Raw genomic sequence first — 21,965 nt, forward strand, 5'->3', positions numbered from 1 at the left:
GGTGTTGGGCATCGCTGCGCTCACCCCAACCTACGAAGTACGGCAAGTAGGTTGGGGTGAGCGCAGCGATGCCCAACACCTGCCGCAATGAAAACTGCAACCCCTGCCGGCGAATGCGCGGCGCGATCGCTGTGGAAGCGGATCACGCGCCCGTTCGCGGCGTTCACCGCTTCCCACAGGTCTGCCTCACCGCCCCGCCCCGCCCCGGCCCGACGCGTTCAACATGCAAAAAAACGGGCACCTCAAAGGCGCCCGAACCGGGACCACAGGAAGAACTCATCAGGGTCTGTCGACCATGCATCGTGTCTCACGGTGCATGGTCGACAGACCCTCATCCTGCCTGCCGGCGTTCGGGCTTTTGGCCCTTTGCCGTCAGTCAGGCGCTACAACTCAGAAGCGATAACCGATGCCGACCGACACCAGCAGCGGATCGATATCCAGCTTGCTTACCTTCTGGCCCTGCAAGGCCACTGCATCGTTCCGGACATGGATGTCGGTACTGATGGTCACGTACTTCACATCGACGTTGAAGAACCATTGGTCCGCGAGCTTGTAATCTGCTCCGACCTGGAGCGCCCAGCCAAAGCTGCTGCGATCAATGCGAAGCGGCAACCCGGTCGTTCCGGCAACCGCGAGGTTCGCATCCAGATCGACGCTGCTGAAACGCGTGTAGTTGATGCCCGCACCCACATAGGGACGGATCGTACCTTCCGGATTGAAGTGGTACTGCAGCGTCAGCGTCGGCGGCAGATGCTTGACCGAACCGATCTTGCCCAGGCCATCCAGATCGATGTCATGTTTTTGCGGGTATGTCAGGATCAGCTCGGCAGCGATGTTCTTGGTGAAGAAGTAGCTGATGTCGATTTCCGGGAACACCTTGCTCTCGGCTTCGACATCGGGAAGGGCGCCAGCGCCGACCAGACCGCCGCCATTGCCGTTGTGCGGGTTCATGTGCAGTACCCGCGCGCGCACCATCCAGTTTCCTTCATCGGCCGCTTGCGCAACGCCTGCCACGGCCGTCAGCGCTGCCACACCCACCCACTTGATCGCCTTCATTTTTGTTACTCCCGAGAACTGAAATCCGAATTTGGTAGCGGGAGTATCCTCAAGACGTCAAAGCCCTACTTTGATCAGGGTCAATGGATGATGAAGTCCTCGCCGCGCAGCCGCGCGATGCGTTCGGCGGTATCCGGATGGCTGGACAACCAGCCCATTGGCCCGGAACGGCTCGCGCTGTCATCACCGTGCGCGGCGGCCAGCTTCTCGAGCATGCCAGCCAGCAATTCGGGGGACTGTCCGCGTGTGCGGAGCAGTTTCACGGCGAAATCGTCGGCTTCGCGTTCCATGTCGCGCGAATAGCCCGCCTGTACCAGCGCCGTCGGAGCGGTGGCCAGCAGACTGCTGATGTCGCCCAGATACCAGGCCATGAACAGTGCGGTCACCGAGCCCTGCAGCAGCATGCGCACGCCGTGGCGCTGCTGCACATGCCCCAGTTCGTGTGTCAGCACGGCCAGTACCGGCGCGTCAGCCCCGGCCAGCGCAATCAGTTCGTCGGTGACGATGAGCGTACCGTCGGGCAGCGCAAAGGCATTCGCACCCAGTTGCCCGCTGCTGCGGAACAGCAGCGTATGCGCGATGGGCTGACCATCGACCGACGCCACCGACGAAAGCGCCTCGCGCAGCGCCTGCTGGCGCGCCGGCGGCAAGGTCGTCGGACGGGTCAGCGACTGGTCCAGCCATTCGAGCGTGCGTTCCGACAGCGCGGTCATCGCACTGTCGGGCACCAGCGGCGCGCTGACACGGGCGGCCCAGGGCAGTCCGTACTGCATGATGAGCCAGACCGACAGCAGCAACGCCGACAGCACTATCACCACCATGCGCGGCTGGAACGCCCAGCGCACGACGGCCGCATCACGATGGCCGGTGGCCTCGAGCAGTCGCGCCAAGGCGGCATGGTCGCGCACTTCCAGGTGGGCGCCATCGGCAAAGCTGATCAGGCGCGCGGCATCGCCCATCGGCTCGGACACGCGCAGTGCAGGGAGCGGCTCGCTGCGCGACACCTGGTCGCCTTCGACATGCAGCACGCCATCGGTCACGCCCAGCGTGACAACGTGCGCCCGCGCGCTGCGGCCGTCAAAGTACAACGCGGCGACGTCGGTCACCGGATCAGAGGGCGATGTCGACATCGAACAGGTCTGCCGCCTCCTCGCCGGTGGCGGCGGCGTCCTGCGCCTGCCCGGCGATGAAATCATCGAGCGGACCAGCGCACAGCATCGTGACGCTCTGCAGCCGGTAGCGCGCCAGGCGGATGGCCGCAAATGGCATGAACAGGCCGAGCGTGCATATCACGCCGATCAGGTTGGTCAGCATGATCCCGTACAGCCTGCGCGCACTGACCGTCGATTCGAAACGGTGACCGTCAAGTTTCATGTGGTTCCACACCAGGTTCTGCAGGCGTGCCGACAGATAGGGCTGGACGAACAGCAGCAGCAGGATGAACAGCAGCGGCGCCAGCGCGAATACCGCCGGATTGCCGTCGGCCAGTGTCCCGAGCAGCGCACCGATGGCCGCCATTCCAACAAGCACGACCGCGATCGCCGCGCCATAGATGCGATAGTAGACGCCCACCGGCGCGTCGATGGCGAAGTGCGCACCGCCGAAGCGCGCGTGATTGAACTGGTAGGCCTTCATGCGCTGGTGCCACATCGGTCCCAGCAGATACAGCGTCAGCACGCTGAAGATCGGCCACTTCAGGAACACCGAATAGGCGCCGCCGCTATCACCGTCGAAACCGAAGCGAAGGCCGCGCCAGCTGGAGTAATGCGCCCGGAAGCGCAGCGAGCGCATCAGCAGCACCGGCATGACGGCCGCCAGCGCAACGGCCACCGCGATGCCGGCGATGATGGAAAACTGGAACGACACGTTGTAGGCCAGCAGCAGTATGAAGCCGATGACCCGGCCCTTGAGGATGGCGCGTGGATCGCCGTGATAATCGAAGGCCGCGCCGCCGAGCGTCGTGTGGCGGTAGAAATACTGCAGCCGCCTGACCTTGGCCCAGGCCGAATAGATGCCGAGCGTGAGCAGCGTCAGCACCAGATTGACGATCCAGATGCCGAAGTACTCGCCACCGCGTCCGGAAAACGAGACCGGCTCGCGCTGCAGCGCCGGCGAGCCGGCTGCGAAGGGGTTGCCGCCGGCCGCTTCGGCCGGGGCGTGTCCAAACGGGTTGTTCATGATGGATGGGCAAAAAGCGGGATGACCCAATCATGCCAGATGGCATGACGATTCAACCCATCAGCGCAGCCGATCGGAAATGACTGCGCGCATCCTCGCCGCGGTCGAGGTGTTCGTGCAGCAGCGCCAGTTCGACATGCACGCCGCGCGTCGGCTGCACGGCCAGAGCCGCTTCGAGATAGCTCTGTGCCTTGCCCCACAGCTGCTGCGTGCGGCACAGCCGGCCCAGCGCCAGCAACAGGCCGGCGTCCCCCGGATGCACGCGCAACCACGCTTCGGCGCGACCGATGCGGGCCTGCACATCGCTGCCGTCCGTTTCCGCGTACAGCACGACCAGCGCGGAATCCCATTCGCGGTCGAGTTGCGCCTCGATCAGCTTGCGCGCCTGCGTTTGCTGTCCATCGGCGATCAGTGCTTCGCACATGGCGCGTACCACCTGTGCATCTTCCCGCTCAAGCGCGGGCAAGTCGCGCCAGTAGGCGTCAAGATCAGCCGGGTCGGCCTCACGCAGCGCACCCATGTGCGCCTGTCGGCGCACCGGTGCGGCCTGCTCCGGCGTCAGCGCACGATGCTTCTGGAGCAGGCGTACCACGCGCAGCAGGCCGACCCAGTCGCCCAGCCCGCGGCGCGCGCGCATCGCCAGCCGCAATGCCGCAACATGGCGTTGCCCGCCGGACTGCAGCGCGTCAATGCGGGTGAGGGCATCGGCGAAATCGCGTCGGTCGGTCAGGATGCCTGCTTCGGTCATCAGGCGGGCGGTGCGAAGATCGTCATGCTGCGCCGCCTGGGCGAGCCAGTCGTCGACCTGATCGGACTCGCGCATTTCATGCGCCGCGCGGGCACCGATCAAGGCCGCCAGCCCGGGTGACTCGCCGCCTTCGACCGCCACCCGGGCACTGCGCTGCGCCTGGCCGTAACGGCCTTCGAAGTACAGCCGTGCCGAATCGCGCAGCGCGGTGACCGCGCGCTGACGGCGCTGACGCAGGCGGTAGCGCCGCGCGCGCGCCGGCATGCGCAGCAGACCGTCGACGAAATGGAACAGGCTGTACAGCGCGGCCACGCCCAGCAACAGCACGACGATGAAGAAATTCAGCGACAGCTCGATGCGCCAGGGCGACCACTGCAGCAGCACGAAGCCGTCATTCTCGCGCGCCGCGATCACCAGGCCGACCGCCAGCACGCACAGGCCGAGCAGCCAGAGCAGCAGGCGCACCATCAGTTCGCCCCCTCGCGCACGACCGGCACGCGCTGGCGACTGGCTTTCAGCTGCGCCAGCGCACTCATCGATTCGTTCAGGTCGGGCAGCGCTTCGCCGGGATCCACCATGCCGAGCTGGCGCAAAGTGGTCAATGCGTTCTCGGTGGCGCGCGCGCGGGTGTCGAAGTAGCGCTCCACCCACTCGCGCGCCAGCCGGATGTCTTCCCGCCAGATCGCACCATTGCGCTGCAGCAGCGCGATACGCGCATTGACCAGGCGAAGTTTCAGGTTCTCGCGCAGGAAAAAGCTGTGCGACGGCGCCAGCAGCACCGGATCCGGGCGATCCAGCCGCTCGATCCGCACCAGCTGACGGAATTCGCCCCAGATGTCCTGCAGCAGGCGCTCGACGAAGGACGTGTCGGCAACCGGCGTGGCAGGAGTCGCCGGCGGTTCCGACGGCGAACGCTCGAAAGCCAGCGGCAGCGTGTCGATGGCGGCCAGCAAGGTGTCGATGCGCAGCGCCTGCCCGGCCAGATCGGCCATCGGTGCGCGCCGCAGGCGTTCCATGTCATTGGCCATGGCGCGCCGCAGCGGCAGATAGCGGCCGGTGTCGCTGCGCGCCAGCTGTGCTTCGGCGCCGGACAGTGCCCTGAGCGCCAGCTTGGCGTCTCCGGCCAGCTGCAGCTGCTGCTGGCCGAGCACCAGCGCATGTTCGACCTCGGCCAGTGCGCGCTCGTCGTAGGTGCGCACCAGATCGTCCGCCAGAAATTCGTAGGCCTCGATGCGCGCGCGCAGCTCGGACAGCTGCGCTTCCTGGCTGCCCAGTCGCTCGCCATGGCTGGCCATGCCTTCGGCACCCTGTTCGTTCGCGCGGCTCGCTTCAACCGCCTGCGCGCCGACGGCCGCCACCCGCTTGTTCAGTTCGGCTTCGAGCACGCGCATGCGCTGCACCATGAAGAAGCTGAGCAGGCCGAACACGATCAGCACGAACACGACCACCGGCAGCAGCCAGCCCGGCAGGCGGGTTTCGCGCGCGGCCCGCGAATCGGGTGCGGCCCCGGGCGGGACGTCGGTCCGTTCGGGGCTCACTGCGGACGGCATCGGTGTTGCGGAATTCGGGGACGGGTCTGTCATGTCGATTCGGTGGAGGCGTACTGCGAAAAATAGTCGGTCAGACCGATCATCAGGCCGGCGTCGCTGGCGGCCGTCTCGATCACCCGCGTGAAACCTTGTTCCGCTGCCTGTTCGGCGATGCGCGCATGCGGCACAAACAGCGGCAAGCCACTCAGCCGCTCGAAACAATCCGGTGTCGCGAGCGCGCGCAGATTGCGCACCGATTCGGACGAGGTAAGGGTCAGCGCATGCAGCCGGCCGGCCATCACCGCCTCGTGCAGCATGGCGGCGCCCTCGGTCGGCGCACGTCGACGGTAACAGGTGACGTGGTCAACCGATGCGCCGCGCTCGCGCAGCGTGTCGCCGAGCAGTTCGCGGCCGCCGTCGCCGCGGAAGATCAGTACCTGGCGGCCCGACAGCACGGCGGCCGACAGTTCCGGCAATGCCAGCAGCGCCTCGGAGTCGGAGCGCCCATGCGGCACGATGACCCGAGGTATGCCGCGCGCCCGCAGCGCCTGCGCCGACTGCTCGCCGATGGTGGCCGCCGCGAGATCCGGTGGCCACGGGCGCAGCGGCAGCATCACGTCGAGCGTATGCGCCACCGCGTTCGCGCTGACGAAGATGGCCAGCGCGAGCGTGTCGAGCCGGCCGGCGGCGTCGGCGACCGCCTGCACATCGTCCAGCGGCTCGATGTCGATCAGCGGCAGCAGCAGCGGCTCACCGCCGGCTGCGCGAATCGCCTCGCCCAGCGCGGCCGCCTGGGTGCGCGGGCGGGTGACCAGCACACGGCGTCCGGCCAGCGCGCTGCCTGCCCCGGTCATCGAGTGTCCAGGGCGTTGAGGATGTCCTGCGCACCGTCGGCACGCAGCAGTGCCACACATTCGGCTGCCAGTTCGTCCGGCTGGGCGATGTTGCCGCGCACTTCGGCGGCGGCGATGCGCGTGCCATCCGGCAGGGCGACCCGGGCGCGCAGCCACAGCGCACCGCCATCGACCACGCAATAGGCGGCCAGCGGCACTTCACAGGATCCGGCCAGTGCACGCGACACCGACCGTTCGGCGCGCACACAGGCCTGCGACGGCCCGCACACCAGCGGTGCCAGCCAGGCCGCCACTTCCGGTCGCGACGACAGCGCCTCGATGCCGAGCGCGCCCTGCCCGGCGGCCGGCAGCGACAGCTCGACCGGAATGGTTGCGCGGATGCGACCACCGAGGCCGAGCCGCTTCAGCCCGGCGGCCGCCAGGATGATCGCGTCGTACTGCCCTTCGTCGAGCTTGCGCAGCCGAGTATCGAGATTGCCGCGCAGGCTGGTCACGGCGAGATAAGGAAAGTGGGCGCGCAGCTGCGCTTCGCGGCGCAGACTGGATGTACCGACCACGGCACCCGGCGGCAATTCGTCAAGATTGGCGTAGCGCGACGACACGAAGGCATCCTGAGGCGTTTCGCGCTCCAGCGTGGCCACCAGCGCGAATTCGTCGGCCAGTGTCATCGGCACGTCCTTCATCGAATGCACCGCCAGATCGGCGCGCCCCTCGAGCAACGCGGCTTCGAGCTCCTTGACGAACAGGCCCTTGCCGCCGACCTTGGCCAGCGGACGATCGAGAATCTGGTCGCCGCGAGTGGTCATGCCCAGTATGTCGACCTGGGTGCCGGGGTACAGGGCGGACAATCTGTCACGCACGTGTTCCGCCTGCCACATCGCGAGTCGCGATTCGCGAGAGGCAATCACGATGCGCGCGGGCTTCGGGTAAGCTTGGGTTTCATGCTGCGGGACGGGATTCGACAGATCCGAAATCACGTTCTCCAGGCCGGCCGGGTAGTCCATGAGGGATAAGGGGCGTGAGGTGAACACACCGCGCGCCAGCGTGATCAGGAGCCCCACCGGCTCCTGCAGGCAGCGCGCGAAACGGCCTCGGATTCTAGCAGCCCTGAATGGAACGCACCGCCCTGCCAATGCAGGCCGGCGGCGTCGTTCCCGACCTGACCGATCTTCTGGAAGGATTGCACGTGAATCAACAGGCCCAGACGCCCGTTGCGACGCACGAACGCGCCGCACACGACAAGGACCAGCCGCTGTTCGACGACATCCGCCTGCTTGGCCGCATGCTGGGCGACGTGGTGCGCGAACAGGAAGGCAGCCGCATGTTCGAAATCATCGAGAACGTGCGCCAGCTGTGCGTGCGCTTCCGCCGGGATGACGACCTCGAAGCGCGCGCAGAACTGGCGAAGCTGCTGAACGGATTGAGTGACGACGACACCATCATCGTGGTGCGCGCCTTCAGCTACTTCCTGCATCTGGCCAATATCGCAGAGGATCAGCATCACATCCGGCGCGCCCGGGCGCACGCCATCGCCGGCGACGCACCGCGGCCCGGCACGCTGGCCAATGCCCTGGGCAAGGCGCTCGACGCCAAGGTACCGGCTGAGGAAATCATCGGCTTCTTCCGCGACGCGCTGGTGGTGCCGGTGCTGACCGCCCACCCGACCGAGGTGCAGCGCAAGAGCATCCTCAGTCAGGAAATGAAGATTGCGCGGCTGATCGATGAGCGCGACCGCACCCGCCTGACCCCTGAAGAACTGGCCGACCACGACGAAGCGGTGCGGCGCACCATCACTTCGCTGTGGCAGACGCGCATGCTGCGGCGCACGCGCCTGTCGGTCGCCGACGAGGTGATCAACGGACTGTCCTTCTACGACTACACCTTCCTGCGCGAATTGCCGCGCGTCTACAACGCAGTCGAGGACCAGCTCGAAGCGGCCTTCCCGGAGCACAAGCGCGACATCGGCAGCTTCCTGCGCATGGGTTCGTGGATCGGCGGCGACCGCGACGGCAACCCGTTCGTCACGGCCGACGTGCTGCGCTCGACGCTGCGCGTGCAGTCGGCCCGCGCGCTCGACTATTACCTGACCCAGGTGCACATCCTCGACACCGACCTGTGTTCGACCATGATGCTGAACAATGTCAGTGACGAACTGCGCGTACTGGCCGCCACCGCACCGGACAAGTCGCCGCACCGAGAGGACGAACTGTACCGGCGCGCGCTGGCCGGCATCTATGCCCGGCTGGCCGCCACCGCGCGCACGCTCGACCAGCACGAAGCGCTTTGGAAGGCGGTCGGCGACGCCGACCCCTATCGCACGGCCGCCGAATTCGTGCGCGACCTCGACGTGATCCACGATTCGCTGATCGGCCACAAGTCGCGCCTGATCGCGCGCGGCCGGCTGCGCCGCCTGCGCCATGCGGCACGCGTGTTCGGCTTTCATCTGGCCGCGCTCGACCTGCGGCAGAACTCGGATGTGCATGAACGCGTGATCGCCGAACTGCTCGCCAACGCGCACGTGTGCAACAACTACCTCGAGCTGCGCGAAGAGCAGCGCATCGAAATCCTGATCAACGAGTTGGGCACGCCGCGGCCGCTGACCTCGAGCTTCATGCAGTTTTCGGAAGAAACCGAAGGTGAGCTGGCGATCGCGCGCACGGCGGCACAGATGCACGCGCTGTACGGCCCCGAAGCACTGCCCAACTACATCATTTCCAAGGCCGACGGCGTGTCGGACATGCTGGAAGTGGCGCTGATCCTGAAGGAAGTCGGGCTGCTGAACGTGCATGAGCGACGCGCCGCGATGAACATCATTCCGCTGTTCGAAACCATCGGCGACCTGCGCAATGCGCCGCGCGTGATGGACCGCATCTTCACCATTCCGATCTGGCGCGTGCTGCTCGACGCCCGCTCGACGACGCAGGAAGTGATGCTGGGCTATTCCGATTCGAACAAGGACGGCGGCTTCCTGACTTCGGGCTGGGAACTGTACAAGGCGGAAACCCGGCTGGTGCAGGTGTTCAAGCGGCACGGCATCCGGCTGCGCCTGTTCCACGGCCGCGGCGGTTCGGTCGGTCGGGGCGGCGGCCCGAGCTTCCAGGCCATCCTCGCGCAGCCGGCCGGCGCGGTGCAGGGCCAGATCAGGGTCACCGAACAGGGCGAGGTGATCGCGTCGAAGTACTCGAATCCGGATGTCGGCCGTCGCAACCTGGAAGTGCTGGCCGCTGCCACCTTCGAGGCGACCCTGCTGGGCAAGCGGGAAGGCGATGCGCCGCCGGAATTCACCGATGCGATGGAAGAGCTGTCCGGATATGCCTTCAAGGCCTACCGCAGTCTGGTCTATGAAACCGAAGGTTTCGAGAAGTACTTCTGGGAGTCGACGGTCATTTCGGAAATCGCCGAGCTGAACATCGGCTCGCGCCCGGCCTCGCGCAAGAAGGGCCAGAAGATCGAGGACCTGCGCGCGATTCCATGGGTGTTTTCGTGGTCACAGTGCCGCCTCATGCTGCCCGGCTGGTACGGCTTCGGCACCGCGGTGAACGAATATCGCGCCAAGCACGCCGACGGTCTGGCGCGGCTGCAGGCCATCGTGCACGAGTGGCCCTTCTTCGCGACGCTGATTTCCAATATCGACATGGTGCTGTCGAAGACCGACATCGCGATCGCCAGCCGCTACGCCGAACTGGTCGAGGACGAAGCGCTGCGCACCGCGATCTTTTCGCGCATCCGCGCGGAATGGCAGGCCACGCTGGAGGCGGTGAGCCAGATCACCGGCGCGCCGGAACTGCTGTCCACCAATCCGCTGCTCGCCCGCTCGATCCGCAACCGCTTCCCCTACATGGAGCCGCTGAATCACCTGCAGGTGGAACTGCTGCGCCGTTTCCGCAGCGGCAATCGCCACGAACGCACACGCCGGTCGATCCACCTGACCATCAATGGCGTGGCTGCGGCGCTGCGGAACAGCGGATAAGCCAAAGGGGCTGCGAGCAACATTTACCGCCCGTCCTCTCCGCCCACGCAGTGACGGCCGCCGTGCGGCGCGAACATTTCCGGAGGGAGCGGCGCCTGTAAAGACGGCCTCGGCGGACGCCTCGCCCACAACCACCACCTGCCGAAGCCCAGGCGCCTTACCCGCGCCCCGTCTCCGCGAATTCCGCCTTGACCTGCGCCCACTGCCGGCGGCTGACCGGGAGGCGCTCTTCCAGGCTTTTCAGCACGACTGCCCAGTGGCCGTCGGTGCCGTCGCGCACCTGCTCGAAACCGACCACGGCATCGCGCGCGACCAGGCAGCTGCGATGGATGCGCACGAATCGGCTGGCGAATTCCTGCTCCAGCGCAGCCAGCGGTTCCTCCAGCAGGTATTCGCGTTCGGCGGTGCGCGCGGTGACGTACTTGAGCTCGGCGCGCAGATACAGCACATCGCGCACCGGCACCAGCAGGATGCGGCCGCGTTCGCTGCACGACAGGTGCAGGCGTCCGCCGGGCAACAGACTCTGCACGACGTCGGCCGGCACCGCCCGGCCGGGCACGCGGCGTAGCGCATCGAGCAGACGGGCGGCGCGCACCGGCTTGAGCAGGTAATCGACCGCATTCAGTTCGAAGGCACGCACCGCGTACTGGTCGTAGGCGGTGCAGAACACCAGCGTCGGTGGCGCCGGCAGCCGGCCGAGGTGCGCGGCCAGTTCGATGCCATCCATGCCGGGCATGCGGATGTCGACCAGCGCCAGATCGGCCACATCGTGCGGTGGCAGCGCCTGCAGCGCGTCGAGCGCTTCATGCCCGTTGGCTGCTTCGCCAACCACGCGATTGGGCAGTTCGGGTGCGATGTCGGACAACAGGGCGCGCAGACGCAGGCGGGCAGGCGCCTCGTCGTCGGCGATGAAGACGCGCAGTTCGGCCGGGCGGTCGGTCATGTGGCCGCCCGATAAGGAAAGCGGATGCGCACCCGGTACAGGCCATCCTGTTCGCCGGCATCCAGCTGCGCTTCCAGGTCGAAGAACAGCATCAGCCGCTCACGGATATTGTCCAGCGCCATGCGGTTGCCGCCGCCGTGCGCCGCCATCCGGCCGTCGCGCGGCGGCGCCGGATTGTCGATCTCGACCACCACTTCGTTGCCGCTGCGCGTCACGCAGACCCTGACTTCGCCATTGCCGGCCATCGGCTCGACCCCGTGATAGACCGCGTTTTCGAGCAGCGGCTGCAGCATCAGCGGCGGCACGCGGGCGTCCGGCGGGCAGCCGTCGGTCTGCCACAGCACGCCGAGCCGGTCGCCCAGACGCAGCTTTTCCAGCGCCATGTACTGGCGGCACAGCGCCAGTTCCTCGCCCAGCGTGACCAGTTCGCGGTTTTCGCGCATCAGCACGCGGAACAGGTCGGACAGTTCTTCGAGCGCCCGTTCGGCCCGACGCGGGTCCTCGCGCATGATGCCCAGCACGGCGTTCAGGCTGTTGAACAGGAAGTGCGGACGGATGCGCGCCGACAGCGCCATCAGACGCGCCTGCGCGATGGCCGGGCCGAGCGCGCGCTCCTGCACGGTGAAATAGACCATCGCCGCGGCCGACGCGAGCAGCGCCCACAGGGCCTCGCGCACCGGCCAGGCCTTCATGTCCTCGATCGCCCAGCCGGTCATGGCTTCGGCTAGAAAGGTACACACGAGCGCGCACAGCGCCACGAGCGCCCAGCCGGCGCGTACCGGCAGGCGGGCGAACAGCGGCGCCGCGAGATACAGCAGCAGCAACGACATCAACAGCGCCGGTTCGACCCGCGCCGCCATTTCCATGGCGTCGAGCAGCAGCGCGTCCCAGCTGCGGTTGCGCGCCAGCAGCGCCAAGGCGGCGAGTGCGTTGACCAGCAGCACGGTGCGCAGCACCACGCCCAGGTTGCGCCAGTCAGGCGCGCGCGACGGCCTCAAGCGGCGCTCCGCCACGGGCAGACTGCCCGGTGGCCTATACTTGCAGTCCTTTTTCCGACGCTTCTCATCGCGCGTTTCTTCTACCCGTTGCCATCATGAGCCATCCTTCGCAGCCCGAGCCGACCAAGGCCTGGTCGGGCCGTTTTTCAGAGCCGGTGTCCGAACTGGTGAAACGTTACACCGCTTCGGTATTTTTTGACCGCCGCATGTGGCGGCAGGACATCCGCGGCTCGCTGGCCCACGCCGCCATGCTTGCGCGTCAGGGCATCATCGCGCAGACCGATCTGGACGACATCCGGCGCGGCATGACGCAGATCGAGGCGGAAATCGAGAACGGGCAGTTCGACTGGAATCTCGATGACGAAGATGTCCACCTCAATATAGAGAAGCGCCTGACCGCACTGGTCGGCGACGCCGGCAAACGCCTGCACACAGGCCGCAGCCGCAATGACCAAGTGGCGACCGACATCCGGCTGTGGTTGCGCGACGAGATCGACGTCATCCTCGCCCGCCTGACCGACTTTCAGTCTGCCCTGCTCGATCTGGCCGCCCAGCACACGGATACCGCGATGCCCGGCTTCACCCACCTGCAGGTGGCCCAGCCGGTCACCTTCGGCCACCACCTGCTGGCCTATTTCGAAATGGCGCAGCGCGACCGCGAACGCCTGATCGACTGCCGCCGCCGCACCAACCGGCTGCCGCTGGGTTCGGCCGCGCTGGCCGGCACCAGCTTTCCGATCGACCGTCACTTCGTCGCCGAGCAGCTGGGGTTCGAGGCGGTGACCGAAAATTCGCTCGACGCGGTCAGCGATCGCGACTTCGCCATCGAGTTCTGCGCGGCCGCGGCACTGGTGATGATCCACCTGTCGCGCATGTCGGAAGAACTGATCCTTTGGATGAGCCCGCGCGTCGGTTTCATCGATCTGGCCGACCGCTTCTGCACCGGCTCGTCGATCATGCCGCAGAAGAAGAACCCGGACGTGCCCGAACTGGTGCGCGGCAAGACCGGCCGCGTCAACGGCCATCTGGTCGGGCTGCTCACGCTGATGAAGGGCCAGCCGCTGGCCTACAACAAGGACAATCAGGAAGACAAGGAACCGCTGTTCGACACCGCCGACACGCTGCGCGACACGCTCACCATCTTCGCCGACATGATGACCGGCATCCGGGTCAAGCCCGATGCGATGCGCGCCGCACTTCGTCAGGGTTTCGCCACCGCAACCGACCTGGCCGACTGGCTGGTCAAACGCGGCCTGCCGTTCCGCGATGCGCACGAGGCGGTGGCCCGTGCGGTGCGTCTGGCCGAACAGAAGGGTTGCGACGTGTCCGACCTGTCGCTCGACGAGCTGAAATCGTTCTCGCCGCTGGTCGACGCATCCGTGTATGCGGTGCTGACGGTCGAAGGATCGCTGTCGGCGCGCAATCACATCGGCGGCACGGCGCCGGAACAGGTCCGCGCCGCCATCGCGCGTGCGCGCGCCCGCCTGGCGGCGGGCTGAATCATGGCCGGCCACGGGACCGTGTCTACCAGTTGCCGGGCGGGCTGCTGACATGGACCTGCTCGGCAAGTACCGCATCCAGCGCCTGCTCGGCGAAGGCGCGACCTCGAAGGTATTCCTCGCGCACGACCCGTTCGGCAACCGCGACGTGGCGATCAAGATCGTCGCGCGCGGTGCGGCGGAAGGCGAAGGGGGCAAGTCCGAGCGTTTCCAGAAGAAGTTCTTCATCGCCGAGGCCTCGCTGGCGGGCAAGCTCACCCACCCGCACATCGTGCAGATCTACGACGCGGTGGCCGACGCCGATCCGGCGTATCTGGTCATGGAATACGTGCGTGGCGGCACACTGGAGCCGCACACCCGGCCGGACCGGTTGCTGCCGATCGGCGACGTGCTCGAAATGATCTTCAAATGCACGCGTGCGCTCGACTTTGCGTGGCGGCTCGGCGTCATCCACCGCGATCTGAAGCCGGCCAACATCATGCGCGTGGAAGAGCCGCGCAACGATGGTCACCACCAGCCGGGCACCAATGTGAAGGTGTCGGACTTCGGCGCCGCGATGTCGATCTCGGCCAGCGAAACCCAGGTGTCGGGCGTCGGCTCGCCGGCCTACATGAGTCCGCAGCAGATCAAGGAACACCCGCTGAACCACCAGACCGACATCTTTTCGCTCGGCGTGGTGATGTACCAGTTGCTGACCGGCCAGCTGCCGTTTCAGGGCAGCAACAACTACAGCATGATGTACCAGATCACGCACGCCGAGCCGGTGCCGCCATCGGCGCTGCGGCCAGAGCTGCCGCCGGCGCTGGACGCCATCGTGATGCGCGCATTGCAGAAGTCGCTCGACGACCGCTACCCGACCTGGGACGCCTTTTCCTTCGATCTGGCCGAAGCCTTCCGCGGCGAATCGCTGCGCGAACAGGACAACCGGATCGCCGACAGCGAAAAATTCAACTCGCTGCGCCGGCTCGCCTTCTTCCGCGACTTCACCGACGTCGAACTGTGGGAAGTGGTGCGGCTGGGCGAATGGCACCGCGTGGCCGGCGGTCAGATGCTGCTGCGCGAGGGCGATGCGGCCGACGGCTTCTTCATTCTCGCCGAGGGCGAGGTGAAGGTGACCAAGGCGCGCAAGCTGCTCAACGTACTGTCGGCCGGCGAGTGCGTCGGCGAGATGGCCTGGCTCACGCCGGAGCACGGCACGCGCGGCGCTGATGTATCGACGCTGTGCGAGTCGGTGGTGATCCATCTGGCGAATGCCGCGCTCGAGCGCGCATCCGAACCCTGCCGGCATCGCTTCGACCGTGCCTTCCTGCGCATCCTGGTCGAGCGGCTGGCGCTGGCCAACCAGCGGCTCACCAACGTCTGAACGATGGACAGCGTGCGCCCGAAGGACTACCCGCCCGGCAGCACGCTCGGCCGCTACCAGCTGCGGCGCATCATCGGCCGCGGCAGCACCAGCACCGTGTGGCTCGCGTGGGATCCGGGCGCGCAGCGCGAAGTGGCGATCAAGTGCATCGACCCCGATGTGCTGAATGACCGCACGCGCGGCAAGATGCACCGCAATCTGCTGATCAACGAAGCGTCGCTGGCGGACAAGCTGCAGCATCCGCACATCGTGCCGATCCACGATGCGGTGGTCGGCGACGACGAAGCGTGGATCGTCATGGAATATGTCGCCGGCGGTACGCTGGACGCGCATACCCAGCGGCCTTTCCTGCTGCCGGTCGAGCGCATCGTCGAACTGATGTTCAAGTGCACGCGCGCGCTCGACTACGCGTGCCAGCTCGGCATCACGCACCGCGACATCAAACCGGCCAACATCCTGCTGACGCGCGACGGCGACATCAAGCTGAGCGATTTCGGCGCGGCGATGTTCACCGCCAATCAGCGCACCCAGGTCGAAGGCGTCGGCTCGCCGGCGTACATGAGCCCGCAGCAGGTGCGCGAAATGCCGCTGAACCAGCAGACCGACATCTATTCGCTGGGCGTCGTGCTGTACCAGCTGCTGGCCGGCGAGCTTCCATTCCAGGCCAGCAACAACTACAGCCTCGTATATCAGATCATCCACGTCGAGCCGCCACCGCCGTCAGTGCACCGGCCCGGCCTGCCGCCGGCGCTCGACGCCGTGGTCGCGCGCGCCATGCACAAGGACATCGCACTGCGCTATGCGAACTGGGCCGAATTCACGCATGACCTCGCCCAGGCCTTTCGCAACCGCCGGCTCAGGCCGCGCGACGAAGATTCGGACGTCGCCGAGCACTTCAGGCTTTTGCGCACCCTGTCCTTCTTCACCGACTTCAGCGATGTCGAACTGTGGGAAGTCGCGCGTTTCGCGCGACTCGAACGGGTGGCCGCCGGTACGTTGCTGATGAAGGACGGCGAACAGGGCGACCACCTGTATGTGATTGCCGAGGGCGACGTATCGGTCTCGAAGTTCGGCCGCACGCTGACCATACTGACCGCCGGCGAGTGCTGCGGAGAAATGTCGATCGTCGCGCGCGACCAGAAGCTGCGCGCCAACGATGTGCACAGCAATACCGACAGCCTGCTGTTCGTGATCGACGGCGAGCGCATCCGCCGCGCGTCCGAAACCTGCCGCATGCGTTTCTACGAGGTGTTCCTGCAGGTACTGGCGAGCCGGCTGTCGTCGGCCAATGCGCGCCTCGCCGACAGCTGGGGCCAGGGCGCGTGACGCTGGAGGCAATGCAAGCACTTGCACGGCACATCGCCGCGACGCTGTGCAGCCGGTTCGACGCAGTCAGCGAACTGCCGGCCGGGCGCACCCGTCGTGCGCTGCGGATCGATACCGGCCACGGGCCGCTCTTCGTCAAGGTGTTGCCGGCCGACCGGGCCGCCGTGTTCGCGGCGGAAGCAGACGGCCTGACATTGCTGGCGCAGACCGGCACTTTCCGGATTCCGGCCATCCGTTCGCAAGGCAGCAACGACGCATACGCCTGGCTCGCACTCGAATGGCTGGATCTGCAGCCGGTGCGCGATGCCGAACACGGCCGGCGCTTTGGCGAAGCACTGGCCGCGCTGCACGCTGTGCACGGGCCGCATTACGGCCTGAACCGCGACAACTGGCTGGGTGACAACCCGCAGGAGAACGGCAGCTCCGAATCGTGGCCGCTGTTCTTCGCCCGCAAGCGCCTGCTGCCGCAGCTCTCGACGGCCGTCGAAGGCGGACTGCGCGGGTCACTCGTCAGCAACATCCAGGGCATCGTCGAGCGGATCGGCGCGCTGTTCCTCGACTATCGCCCGGCGGCATCACTGCTGCACGGCGACCTCTGGCACGGCAATGCCGGCGTCGATGGCGACGGCCGCCCGACGGTGTTCGACCCGGCGGTGCATTACGGTGACCGCGAAGCCGATTTCGCGCTGGCCGAAATGTTCGGCGGCTTTCCGACCGCGATGTACGCGGCCTACCTGCAGCGTTCGCCGCTGCATCCGAATGCTCCGTCGAGGCGCGGACTGTACCGGCTGTACCACCTGCTCAACCACTACAACCTTCATGGCACGTCGTATCTGCGAGAGACCGAGCGCACCGCAGCAAGATTGCTGTCGGAACTGACCTGAAAGCATACACCCGCGTATGTTGAGTACGCAGCAGATACTGCGGCTCTTGATCCGAACGATCGTTCACATCACATTGATTCCTTTGCCGAAGTCGCTTCAAAGATTTTGTGTGCAGTGCAACAAAAACAGCTTGACTTCGTTTTGCTCACCCCTATAATCGACGTTATGGTGCGGTGCAATACAGACGCTTCTTGTCCTGTGTGTATCGCACGCATTTTGGTGGCCCGTCAGCGTTTAACGATTTGTTCGCTTCGTGGTCGCTCTTTCAATCAAATGTATGGAGACTTACACCATGGCTTTCACGACTGAACATTTCGCCGCTGCAAACAAGAACACCATCGAAGCCCTGCTGACGCTGGCCAACACCGCCTTCGCAAGCACCGAGCGCCTCGCCGCCCTGAACCTGAACACCGCCCGTTCGATGCTCGAAGACAGCGTCGCCAACGTGAAGACCATGATGGGTGCGAAGGACGTTCAGGACATCGTTTCGCTGCAGAGTGGTCTGGTGCAGCCGTCGATCGAAAAGGCCGTTGCCTACTCGCGCAGCGTCTATGAAATCTTCTCGCAGACTCAGGAAGAGCTGACCAAGGTCGTCGAAGCTCAGGTCGGTGAAGTGAACAAGGCTGTCAGCACCACGCTCGACCAGGCCGCCAAGCAAGCTCCGGCCGGTTCGGACGTCGCCGTCGCCGCCGTCAAGTCGGCCATCGCCGCCGCCAACAGCGCCTACGACAGCATGAGCAAGGCTGCCAAGCAAGCTGTGGAAATGGCTGAAGCCAATGTGAATGCCGCAACGTCGGCCACCGTGCGCGCCGTGGGTTCGGCCAGCACCGCCGCGAAGAAGAAGGCCGCTGCCTGATTCTTCAAGCTGAATGAAAAAGCCCCGCCGAGTGCGGGGCTTTTTTTCGTCTGTCGATCGGCGTGGGAGCAGCGGCCTCGCCGCGATCCTCACGCTGCAAGGTGACCATCGCTGCACTGATCGCGGCGAGGCCGCCGCTCCCACAAAAAAACTTCGCCGTACGCCGCCCGAAGTACTGGCTCGCCCTGTAGCCCCGGCCGCGTACCTCCGCCCCCGCCGTCAGCGGTCGGCTGCGTCCTGCACGGCCAGCCCGCGCAGCATCAGTTCGTGGCGCATGGCCGCCATNGTACTGGCTCGCCCTGTAGCCCCGGCCGCGTACCTCCGCCCCCGCCGTCAGCGGTCGGCTGCGTCCTGCACGGCCAGCCCGCGCAGCATCAGTTCGTGGCGCATGGCCGCCATCGCTGCGGCGACCTTTGCGGGTTCACCCTTGGCACCCAGTTCGATGTGCGGATAGGCGCGTTCGGCATTGCCGAAGCTGGGCAGGCTGAATACCGTCACGCCGTGCTCGCGCTCGATCGCTTCCATCATGTCGAGCAGCCTGCTTTCGTGCGCGTCGGTTACGAACACCGACGATTCGCGCCAGGCTGTCCTGTGATGCAGGTCGCGATATGCGTGGTCGAGCAGCCATTCGATCATCGGCCAAGCCATTTCCGGGAACCCGGGCACGAAGTGGTGATGACCGCAGCTGAAACCCGGAATGCGGTTGAACGGATTCGGGATGATGGCGCAGCCGGCCGGGAATTCGCCCAGCCGCAGGCGGTTCTCCGTCGTTTCGGCGCCGAAGCGGGCGCGGATTTCCGCTTCGGCTTCCGGATGCAGCACACAGTCGACACCCAGCGCCGCGGCCGCGGCCTGTCGCGTGTGGTCGTCCGGCGTGACGCCGATGCCGCCGCAGGAGAACACGATGTCGTCGCTGGCCAGCGAGCGGCGAAAAGCCTCGATCAGCCGTTCGCGCTCATCCCCCAGATAGCTCACCCAGGCCAGTTGCAGACCGCGTTCGCCGAGCAGCGCACGGACCTTGGCGAAGTGACCGTCCTGACGACGCCCGGACAGGATTTCGTCGCCGATGATGTAAAGGCCGATGGCCATGATGCATTCCTCTTGTTGTTTGACCGCGGCAGAGAACTCAAAGCCCCAGCTCGGACCACATCGCGTCGACCCGGCGTTTCACGTCAGCGTCCATCGCGATCGTTCGCCCCCATTCGCGCGTGGTTTCGCCCGGCCACTTGTTCGTCGCATCCAGCCCCATCTTGGAGCCGAGACCGGCAACCGGACTCGCGAAATCAAGGTAGTCGATCGGCGTGTTGTCGACGATGACCGTATCGCGCCGTGCGTCCATGCGCGTGGTCATCGCCCAGATCACCTCCTGCCAGCTGCGGATGTCCACGTCCTCGTCCACCACGATGATGGTCTTGGTGTACATGAACTGGCGCAGGAAACTCCACACGCCGAACATGACGCGCTTGGCGTGACCGGGGTACTGCTTGCGCATGGACACCACGGCCAGACGGTACGAGCAGCCTTCCGGCGGCAGATAGAAATCGGTGATTTCCGGAAACTGCTTCTGCAGCAGCGGCACGAAGACCTCGTTCAGCGCCACGCCCAGCATGGCCGGTTCATCCGGCGGCTTGCCGGTGTAAGTCGAGTGGTAGATGGGATTCCTGCGCATCGTAATGCGCGTGATCGTGAACACCGGAAACTCGGCCACTTCGTTGTAGTAGCCTGTGTGGTCGCCGAACGGACCTTCCGGCGCGTGTTCGTAGCCGGACGGGTGGTTCGCATCTGGGCGCAATTCGCCTTCGAGCACGATTTCGGCGCTGGCCGGCACATCGAGATCGTTGCCTAGGCATTTCACCAGTTCAGTCCGGCTGCCGCGCAGCAGGCCGGCGAACTGGTATTCGGACAGCGTATCGGGGACCGGCGTCACCGCACCCAGTATGGTCGCCGGATCGCAGCCGAGCACCACCGACAGCGGAAACGGCGTGCCCGGGAATTTGCGCGCATGGTCGCGGAAATCGAGCGCGCCGCCGCGGTGGGCCAGCCAGCGCATGATCACCTTGTCCGGCGCGATCACCTGCTGGCGATAGATGCCGAGGTTCTGCCGCTTCTTGTCCGGCCCGCGCGTCACGACCAGGCCCCAGGTGATCAGCGGCCCGGCGTCATCCGGCCAGCAGGTCTGCACCGGCAGGCGGCCGAGGTCGACATCCTTTCCGTCCCACACCACTTCCTGACAGGCGGCCGACGACACCTTCTTCGGCGCCATGGAAAACACCTGCCGGATCATCGGCAGCTTGTCCCACGCGTCACGCAGGCCCTTGGGCGGTTCGGGTTCCTTGAGCATCGACAGCGTGCGACCGATGTCGCGCAGCGCCTCGGCCCACTTCTCGCCGCTGACGCCCATGCCGAGCGCCACCCGGCCCGGCGTGCCGAACAGGTTTCCCAGTACCGGCATGTCGAAGCCGGCGGCGTTCTCGAACAGGATGGCCGGGCCCTGCGCGCGCAGCACGCGGTCGCAGATTTCGGTCATTTCCAGATTGGGCGACACCGGGCGCGCGACGCGCTTCAGTTCGCCGTTCTTTTCGAGCTGCGCGATGAAGTCGCGCAAATCCGTGTATTTCATGTCGTGGTGCGGCTCCAGTGCTTCGCGCCCTGTTGCATCCCGCACAGGGCGCGACCGATGGTAAGCGATAAGTGACGGCGCCGTACCCCGGGTGCGCCGACAGACACCGACGCACCGCCCATGTTCCGGTACAGCTGTCGCAACCGTCGTGTGCGGCCCACTGTCAGAATGCGCGACCGCCCTGCTCCCACACCCGACATGCTCGCCTGGTACGCCGATCACTTCGTCCTGCCGCTGCCCGACACCCATCGCTTCCCGATGGACAAATACCGTCGCCTGCGCGAACGCGTCGCTGCCGAGCTCCCGAGCGTGACGCTCCGCGAGCCGCCGGCGGCGACCGACGCCGAACTGGTGCGTGCGCACGACGCAGCCTATGTGGCGCGCGTCAGCCGCGGCGACCTGACGACGCAGGAAGTGCGCATGATCGGTTTTCCGTGGTCGCCGCAGATGATCGAACGTTCGCGCCGCTCCGCCGGCGCCACCATCGCCGCCTGCAGGAGCGCGCTGCGCGACGGTGTGTCGGTGAATCTGGCCGGCGGTACGCACCATGCCAAGCACGCCAGCGGCGCCGGCTACTGCGTGTTCAACGATGCCGCAGTCGCCGCCCGGCTGCTGCAGGCGGAGCACGGCATCGAGCGCGTGGCCATCGTCGACCTCGACGTGCATCAGGGCGACGGCACGGCGGAGATTCTCGGCCAGGCTGAGGATGTGTTCACGCTGTCGCTGCACGGAGACCGCAACTTCCCGTTCCGCAAGGAATGCAGCCATCTCGACGTTTCACTGCCCGACGGCACCGGCGACGAGGCCTATCTTGCCGCGCTCGACGACGCACTGGCCACGCTCGAACGCCGTTTTGCGCCGCAGTTCGTCATCTACCTGGCCGGCGCCGACCCGTTCGAGGGCGACCGGCTCGGCCGGCTCAAGCTCAGCAAGACCGGGCTGGCCGCGCGCGACACGCGGGTGTTCGACTGGTGCCGCTTCCGCGACCTGCCGCTGGCCATTGCAATGGCGGGCGGCTATGCGGAAGACATCGACGACATCGTGGACATCCACTTTTCGACTGTGCGTCAGGCCTTCGGGCAGCACACAGGGCCCAAAGACCTGGCGTGACCGCCACAGCATCCGACGGCCCCGCCGTCCG

Annotated in this window: 18 protein-coding genes; 7 read left to right on the plus strand and 11 right to left on the minus strand. The window is 66.2% G+C overall.

The annotated features are described in order from the left end of the window. Nucleotides 1-390 precede the first annotated feature (390 nt). The 7 genes from NMQ14_RS10555 to hemC form a co-directional block, all read right to left on the minus strand. Nucleotides 391-1,056, minus strand: coding sequence for an OmpW family protein (locus NMQ14_RS10555; protein ID WP_257095877.1), 666 nt, complete (start codon nt 1,054-1,056; stop codon nt 391-393). 80 nt (nt 1,057-1,136) lie between these two features. Next, nucleotides 1,137-2,186, minus strand: a complete 1,050-nt coding sequence (locus NMQ14_RS10560; protein WP_257095879.1) for a M48 family metallopeptidase — start codon at nt 2,184-2,186, stop codon at nt 1,137-1,139. Next, on the minus strand, nt 2,167-3,234 hold the full coding sequence (locus tag NMQ14_RS10565; protein ID WP_257095882.1) for a YjgN family protein: 1,068 nt from the start codon (nt 3,232-3,234) through the stop codon (nt 2,167-2,169). Before NMQ14_RS10565 ends, NMQ14_RS10560 begins: the two co-directional genes overlap by 20 nt. 52 nt (nt 3,235-3,286) lie before the next feature. Next, a complete protein-coding gene (locus tag NMQ14_RS10570; RefSeq protein WP_257095885.1) occupies nt 3,287-4,450 on the minus strand; it encodes a heme biosynthesis HemY N-terminal domain-containing protein in 1,164 nt (387 codons plus the stop codon). Beyond that, the gene (locus NMQ14_RS10575) at nt 4,450-5,565 is read right to left on the minus strand and encodes a uroporphyrinogen-III C-methyltransferase (RefSeq protein ID WP_257095887.1); all 1,116 of its coding nucleotides are present in this window, start codon (nt 5,563-5,565) and stop codon (nt 4,450-4,452) included. Before NMQ14_RS10575 ends, NMQ14_RS10570 begins: the two co-directional genes overlap by 1 nt. Next, complete coding sequence (locus tag NMQ14_RS10580; RefSeq protein WP_257095889.1) at nt 5,562-6,365, minus strand: uroporphyrinogen-III synthase; 804 nt, start codon at nt 6,363-6,365, stop codon at nt 5,562-5,564. The genes NMQ14_RS10575 and NMQ14_RS10580 overlap by 4 nt, the downstream gene beginning before the upstream one ends. Next, nucleotides 6,362-7,369 (minus strand): hydroxymethylbilane synthase, encoded by a 1,008-nt coding sequence (gene hemC, locus NMQ14_RS10585; RefSeq protein WP_257096007.1) that lies wholly within the window; start codon nt 7,367-7,369, stop codon nt 6,362-6,364. Before hemC ends, NMQ14_RS10580 begins: the two co-directional genes overlap by 4 nt. A gap of 182 nt (nt 7,370-7,551) precedes the next feature. Here hemC and ppc point away from each other — a divergent pair, with 182 nt between their 5' ends. Further along, on the plus strand, nt 7,552-10,335 hold the full coding sequence (ppc, locus tag NMQ14_RS10590; protein WP_257096010.1) for a phosphoenolpyruvate carboxylase: 2,784 nt from the start codon (nt 7,552-7,554) through the stop codon (nt 10,333-10,335). Between the two features lie 157 nt (nt 10,336-10,492). Here the strand turns inward: ppc and NMQ14_RS10595 are convergent, their stop codons facing one another. Beyond that, nucleotides 10,493-11,278, minus strand: coding sequence for a LytTR family DNA-binding domain-containing protein (locus NMQ14_RS10595; RefSeq protein ID WP_257095891.1), 786 nt, complete (start codon nt 11,276-11,278; stop codon nt 10,493-10,495). Then, nucleotides 11,275-12,276, minus strand: a complete 1,002-nt coding sequence (locus NMQ14_RS10600; RefSeq protein WP_257095893.1) for a sensor histidine kinase — start codon at nt 12,274-12,276, stop codon at nt 11,275-11,277. Before NMQ14_RS10600 ends, NMQ14_RS10595 begins: the two co-directional genes overlap by 4 nt. A 95-nt stretch (nt 12,277-12,371) precedes the next feature. Between NMQ14_RS10600 and argH the strand changes: the two genes are divergently transcribed. From argH to NMQ14_RS10625, 5 genes are all read left to right on the plus strand, one after another. After that, complete coding sequence (gene argH / locus NMQ14_RS10605; RefSeq protein WP_257095895.1) at nt 12,372-13,775, plus strand: argininosuccinate lyase; 1,404 nt, start codon at nt 12,372-12,374, stop codon at nt 13,773-13,775. Nucleotides 13,776-13,827: 52 nt separating this feature from the next. Beyond that, entirely contained in the window at nt 13,828-15,138 is a 1,311-nt protein-coding gene (locus NMQ14_RS10610) for a serine/threonine-protein kinase (protein ID WP_257095897.1), read from the plus strand. A 3-nt stretch (nt 15,139-15,141) separates the two neighbouring features. Continuing rightward, complete coding sequence (locus tag NMQ14_RS10615) at nt 15,142-16,464, plus strand: serine/threonine-protein kinase (RefSeq protein WP_257095900.1); 1,323 nt, start codon at nt 15,142-15,144, stop codon at nt 16,462-16,464. Nucleotides 16,465-16,475: 11 nt separating this feature from the next. After that, the gene (locus NMQ14_RS10620; protein ID WP_257095902.1) at nt 16,476-17,348 is read left to right on the plus strand and encodes a fructosamine kinase family protein; all 873 of its coding nucleotides are present in this window, start codon (nt 16,476-16,478) and stop codon (nt 17,346-17,348) included. A gap of 292 nt (nt 17,349-17,640) precedes the next feature. Beyond that, nucleotides 17,641-18,204 carry a phasin family protein gene (locus tag NMQ14_RS10625; protein ID WP_069040689.1) on the plus strand — a complete coding sequence of 188 codons (564 nt, stop codon included), beginning with the start codon at nt 17,641-17,643 and terminating at the stop codon, nt 18,202-18,204. Between the two features lie 333 nt (nt 18,205-18,537). On the opposite strand, the gene NMQ14_RS10630 is transcribed toward NMQ14_RS10625, so the two are convergent. Continuing rightward, complete coding sequence (locus NMQ14_RS10630; RefSeq protein WP_257095904.1) at nt 18,538-19,293, minus strand: molybdopterin-binding protein; 756 nt, start codon at nt 19,291-19,293, stop codon at nt 18,538-18,540. Between the two features lie 37 nt (nt 19,294-19,330). After that, the gene (ubiD, locus tag NMQ14_RS10635; protein ID WP_257095906.1) at nt 19,331-20,824 is read right to left on the minus strand and encodes a 4-hydroxy-3-polyprenylbenzoate decarboxylase; all 1,494 of its coding nucleotides are present in this window, start codon (nt 20,822-20,824) and stop codon (nt 19,331-19,333) included. 168 nt (nt 20,825-20,992) lie between these two features. Between ubiD and NMQ14_RS10640 the strand changes: the two genes are divergently transcribed. After that, nucleotides 20,993-21,934 carry a histone deacetylase gene (locus NMQ14_RS10640; RefSeq protein WP_257095908.1) on the plus strand — a complete coding sequence of 314 codons (942 nt, stop codon included), beginning with the start codon at nt 20,993-20,995 and terminating at the stop codon, nt 21,932-21,934. The last annotated feature ends 31 nt before the right edge of the window (nt 21,935-21,965 follow it).

This window comes from Methyloversatilis sp. XJ19-13 (genome assembly GCF_024580155.1).
GTDB lineage: Bacteria > Pseudomonadota > Gammaproteobacteria > Burkholderiales > Rhodocyclaceae > Methyloversatilis.

Bases quoted from the DNA above. Each gene is read 5' to 3' on its own strand.
- NMQ14_RS10560 (WP_257095879.1), bottom strand. From the start codon at position 2,186: ATGTCGACATCGCCCTCTGATCCGGTGACCGACGTCGCCGCGTTGTAC.
- argH (WP_257095895.1), top strand. From the start codon at position 12,372: ATGAGCCATCCTTCGCAGCCCGAGCCGACCAAGGCCTGGTCGGGCCGT.
- NMQ14_RS10570 (WP_257095885.1), bottom strand. From the start codon at position 4,450: ATGGTGCGCCTGCTGCTCTGGCTGCTCGGCCTGTGCGTGCTGGCGGTC.
- NMQ14_RS10610 (WP_257095897.1), top strand. From the start codon at position 13,828: ATGGACCTGCTCGGCAAGTACCGCATCCAGCGCCTGCTCGGCGAAGGC.
- NMQ14_RS10595 (WP_257095891.1), bottom strand. From the start codon at position 11,278: ATGACCGACCGCCCGGCCGAACTGCGCGTCTTCATCGCCGACGACGAG.
- NMQ14_RS10640 (WP_257095908.1), top strand. From the start codon at position 20,993: ATGCGCGACCGCCCTGCTCCCACACCCGACATGCTCGCCTGGTACGCC.
- ubiD (WP_257095906.1), bottom strand. From the start codon at position 20,824: ATGAAATACACGGATTTGCGCGACTTCATCGCGCAGCTCGAAAAGAAC.
- NMQ14_RS10575 (WP_257095887.1), bottom strand. From the start codon at position 5,565: ATGACAGACCCGTCCCCGAATTCCGCAACACCGATGCCGTCCGCAGTG.
- hemC (WP_257096007.1), bottom strand. From the start codon at position 7,369: ATGGACTACCCGGCCGGCCTGGAGAACGTGATTTCGGATCTGTCGAAT.
- NMQ14_RS10565 (WP_257095882.1), bottom strand. From the start codon at position 3,234: ATGAACAACCCGTTTGGACACGCCCCGGCCGAAGCGGCCGGCGGCAAC.
- NMQ14_RS10630 (WP_257095904.1), bottom strand. From the start codon at position 19,293: ATGGCCATCGGCCTTTACATCATCGGCGACGAAATCCTGTCCGGGCGT.
- NMQ14_RS10625 (WP_069040689.1), top strand. From the start codon at position 17,641: ATGGCTTTCACGACTGAACATTTCGCCGCTGCAAACAAGAACACCATC.
- NMQ14_RS10620 (WP_257095902.1), top strand. From the start codon at position 16,476: ATGCAAGCACTTGCACGGCACATCGCCGCGACGCTGTGCAGCCGGTTC.
- NMQ14_RS10555 (WP_257095877.1), bottom strand. From the start codon at position 1,056: ATGAAGGCGATCAAGTGGGTGGGTGTGGCAGCGCTGACGGCCGTGGCA.
- NMQ14_RS10580 (WP_257095889.1), bottom strand. From the start codon at position 6,365: ATGACCGGGGCAGGCAGCGCGCTGGCCGGACGCCGTGTGCTGGTCACC.
- NMQ14_RS10615 (WP_257095900.1), top strand. From the start codon at position 15,142: ATGGACAGCGTGCGCCCGAAGGACTACCCGCCCGGCAGCACGCTCGGC.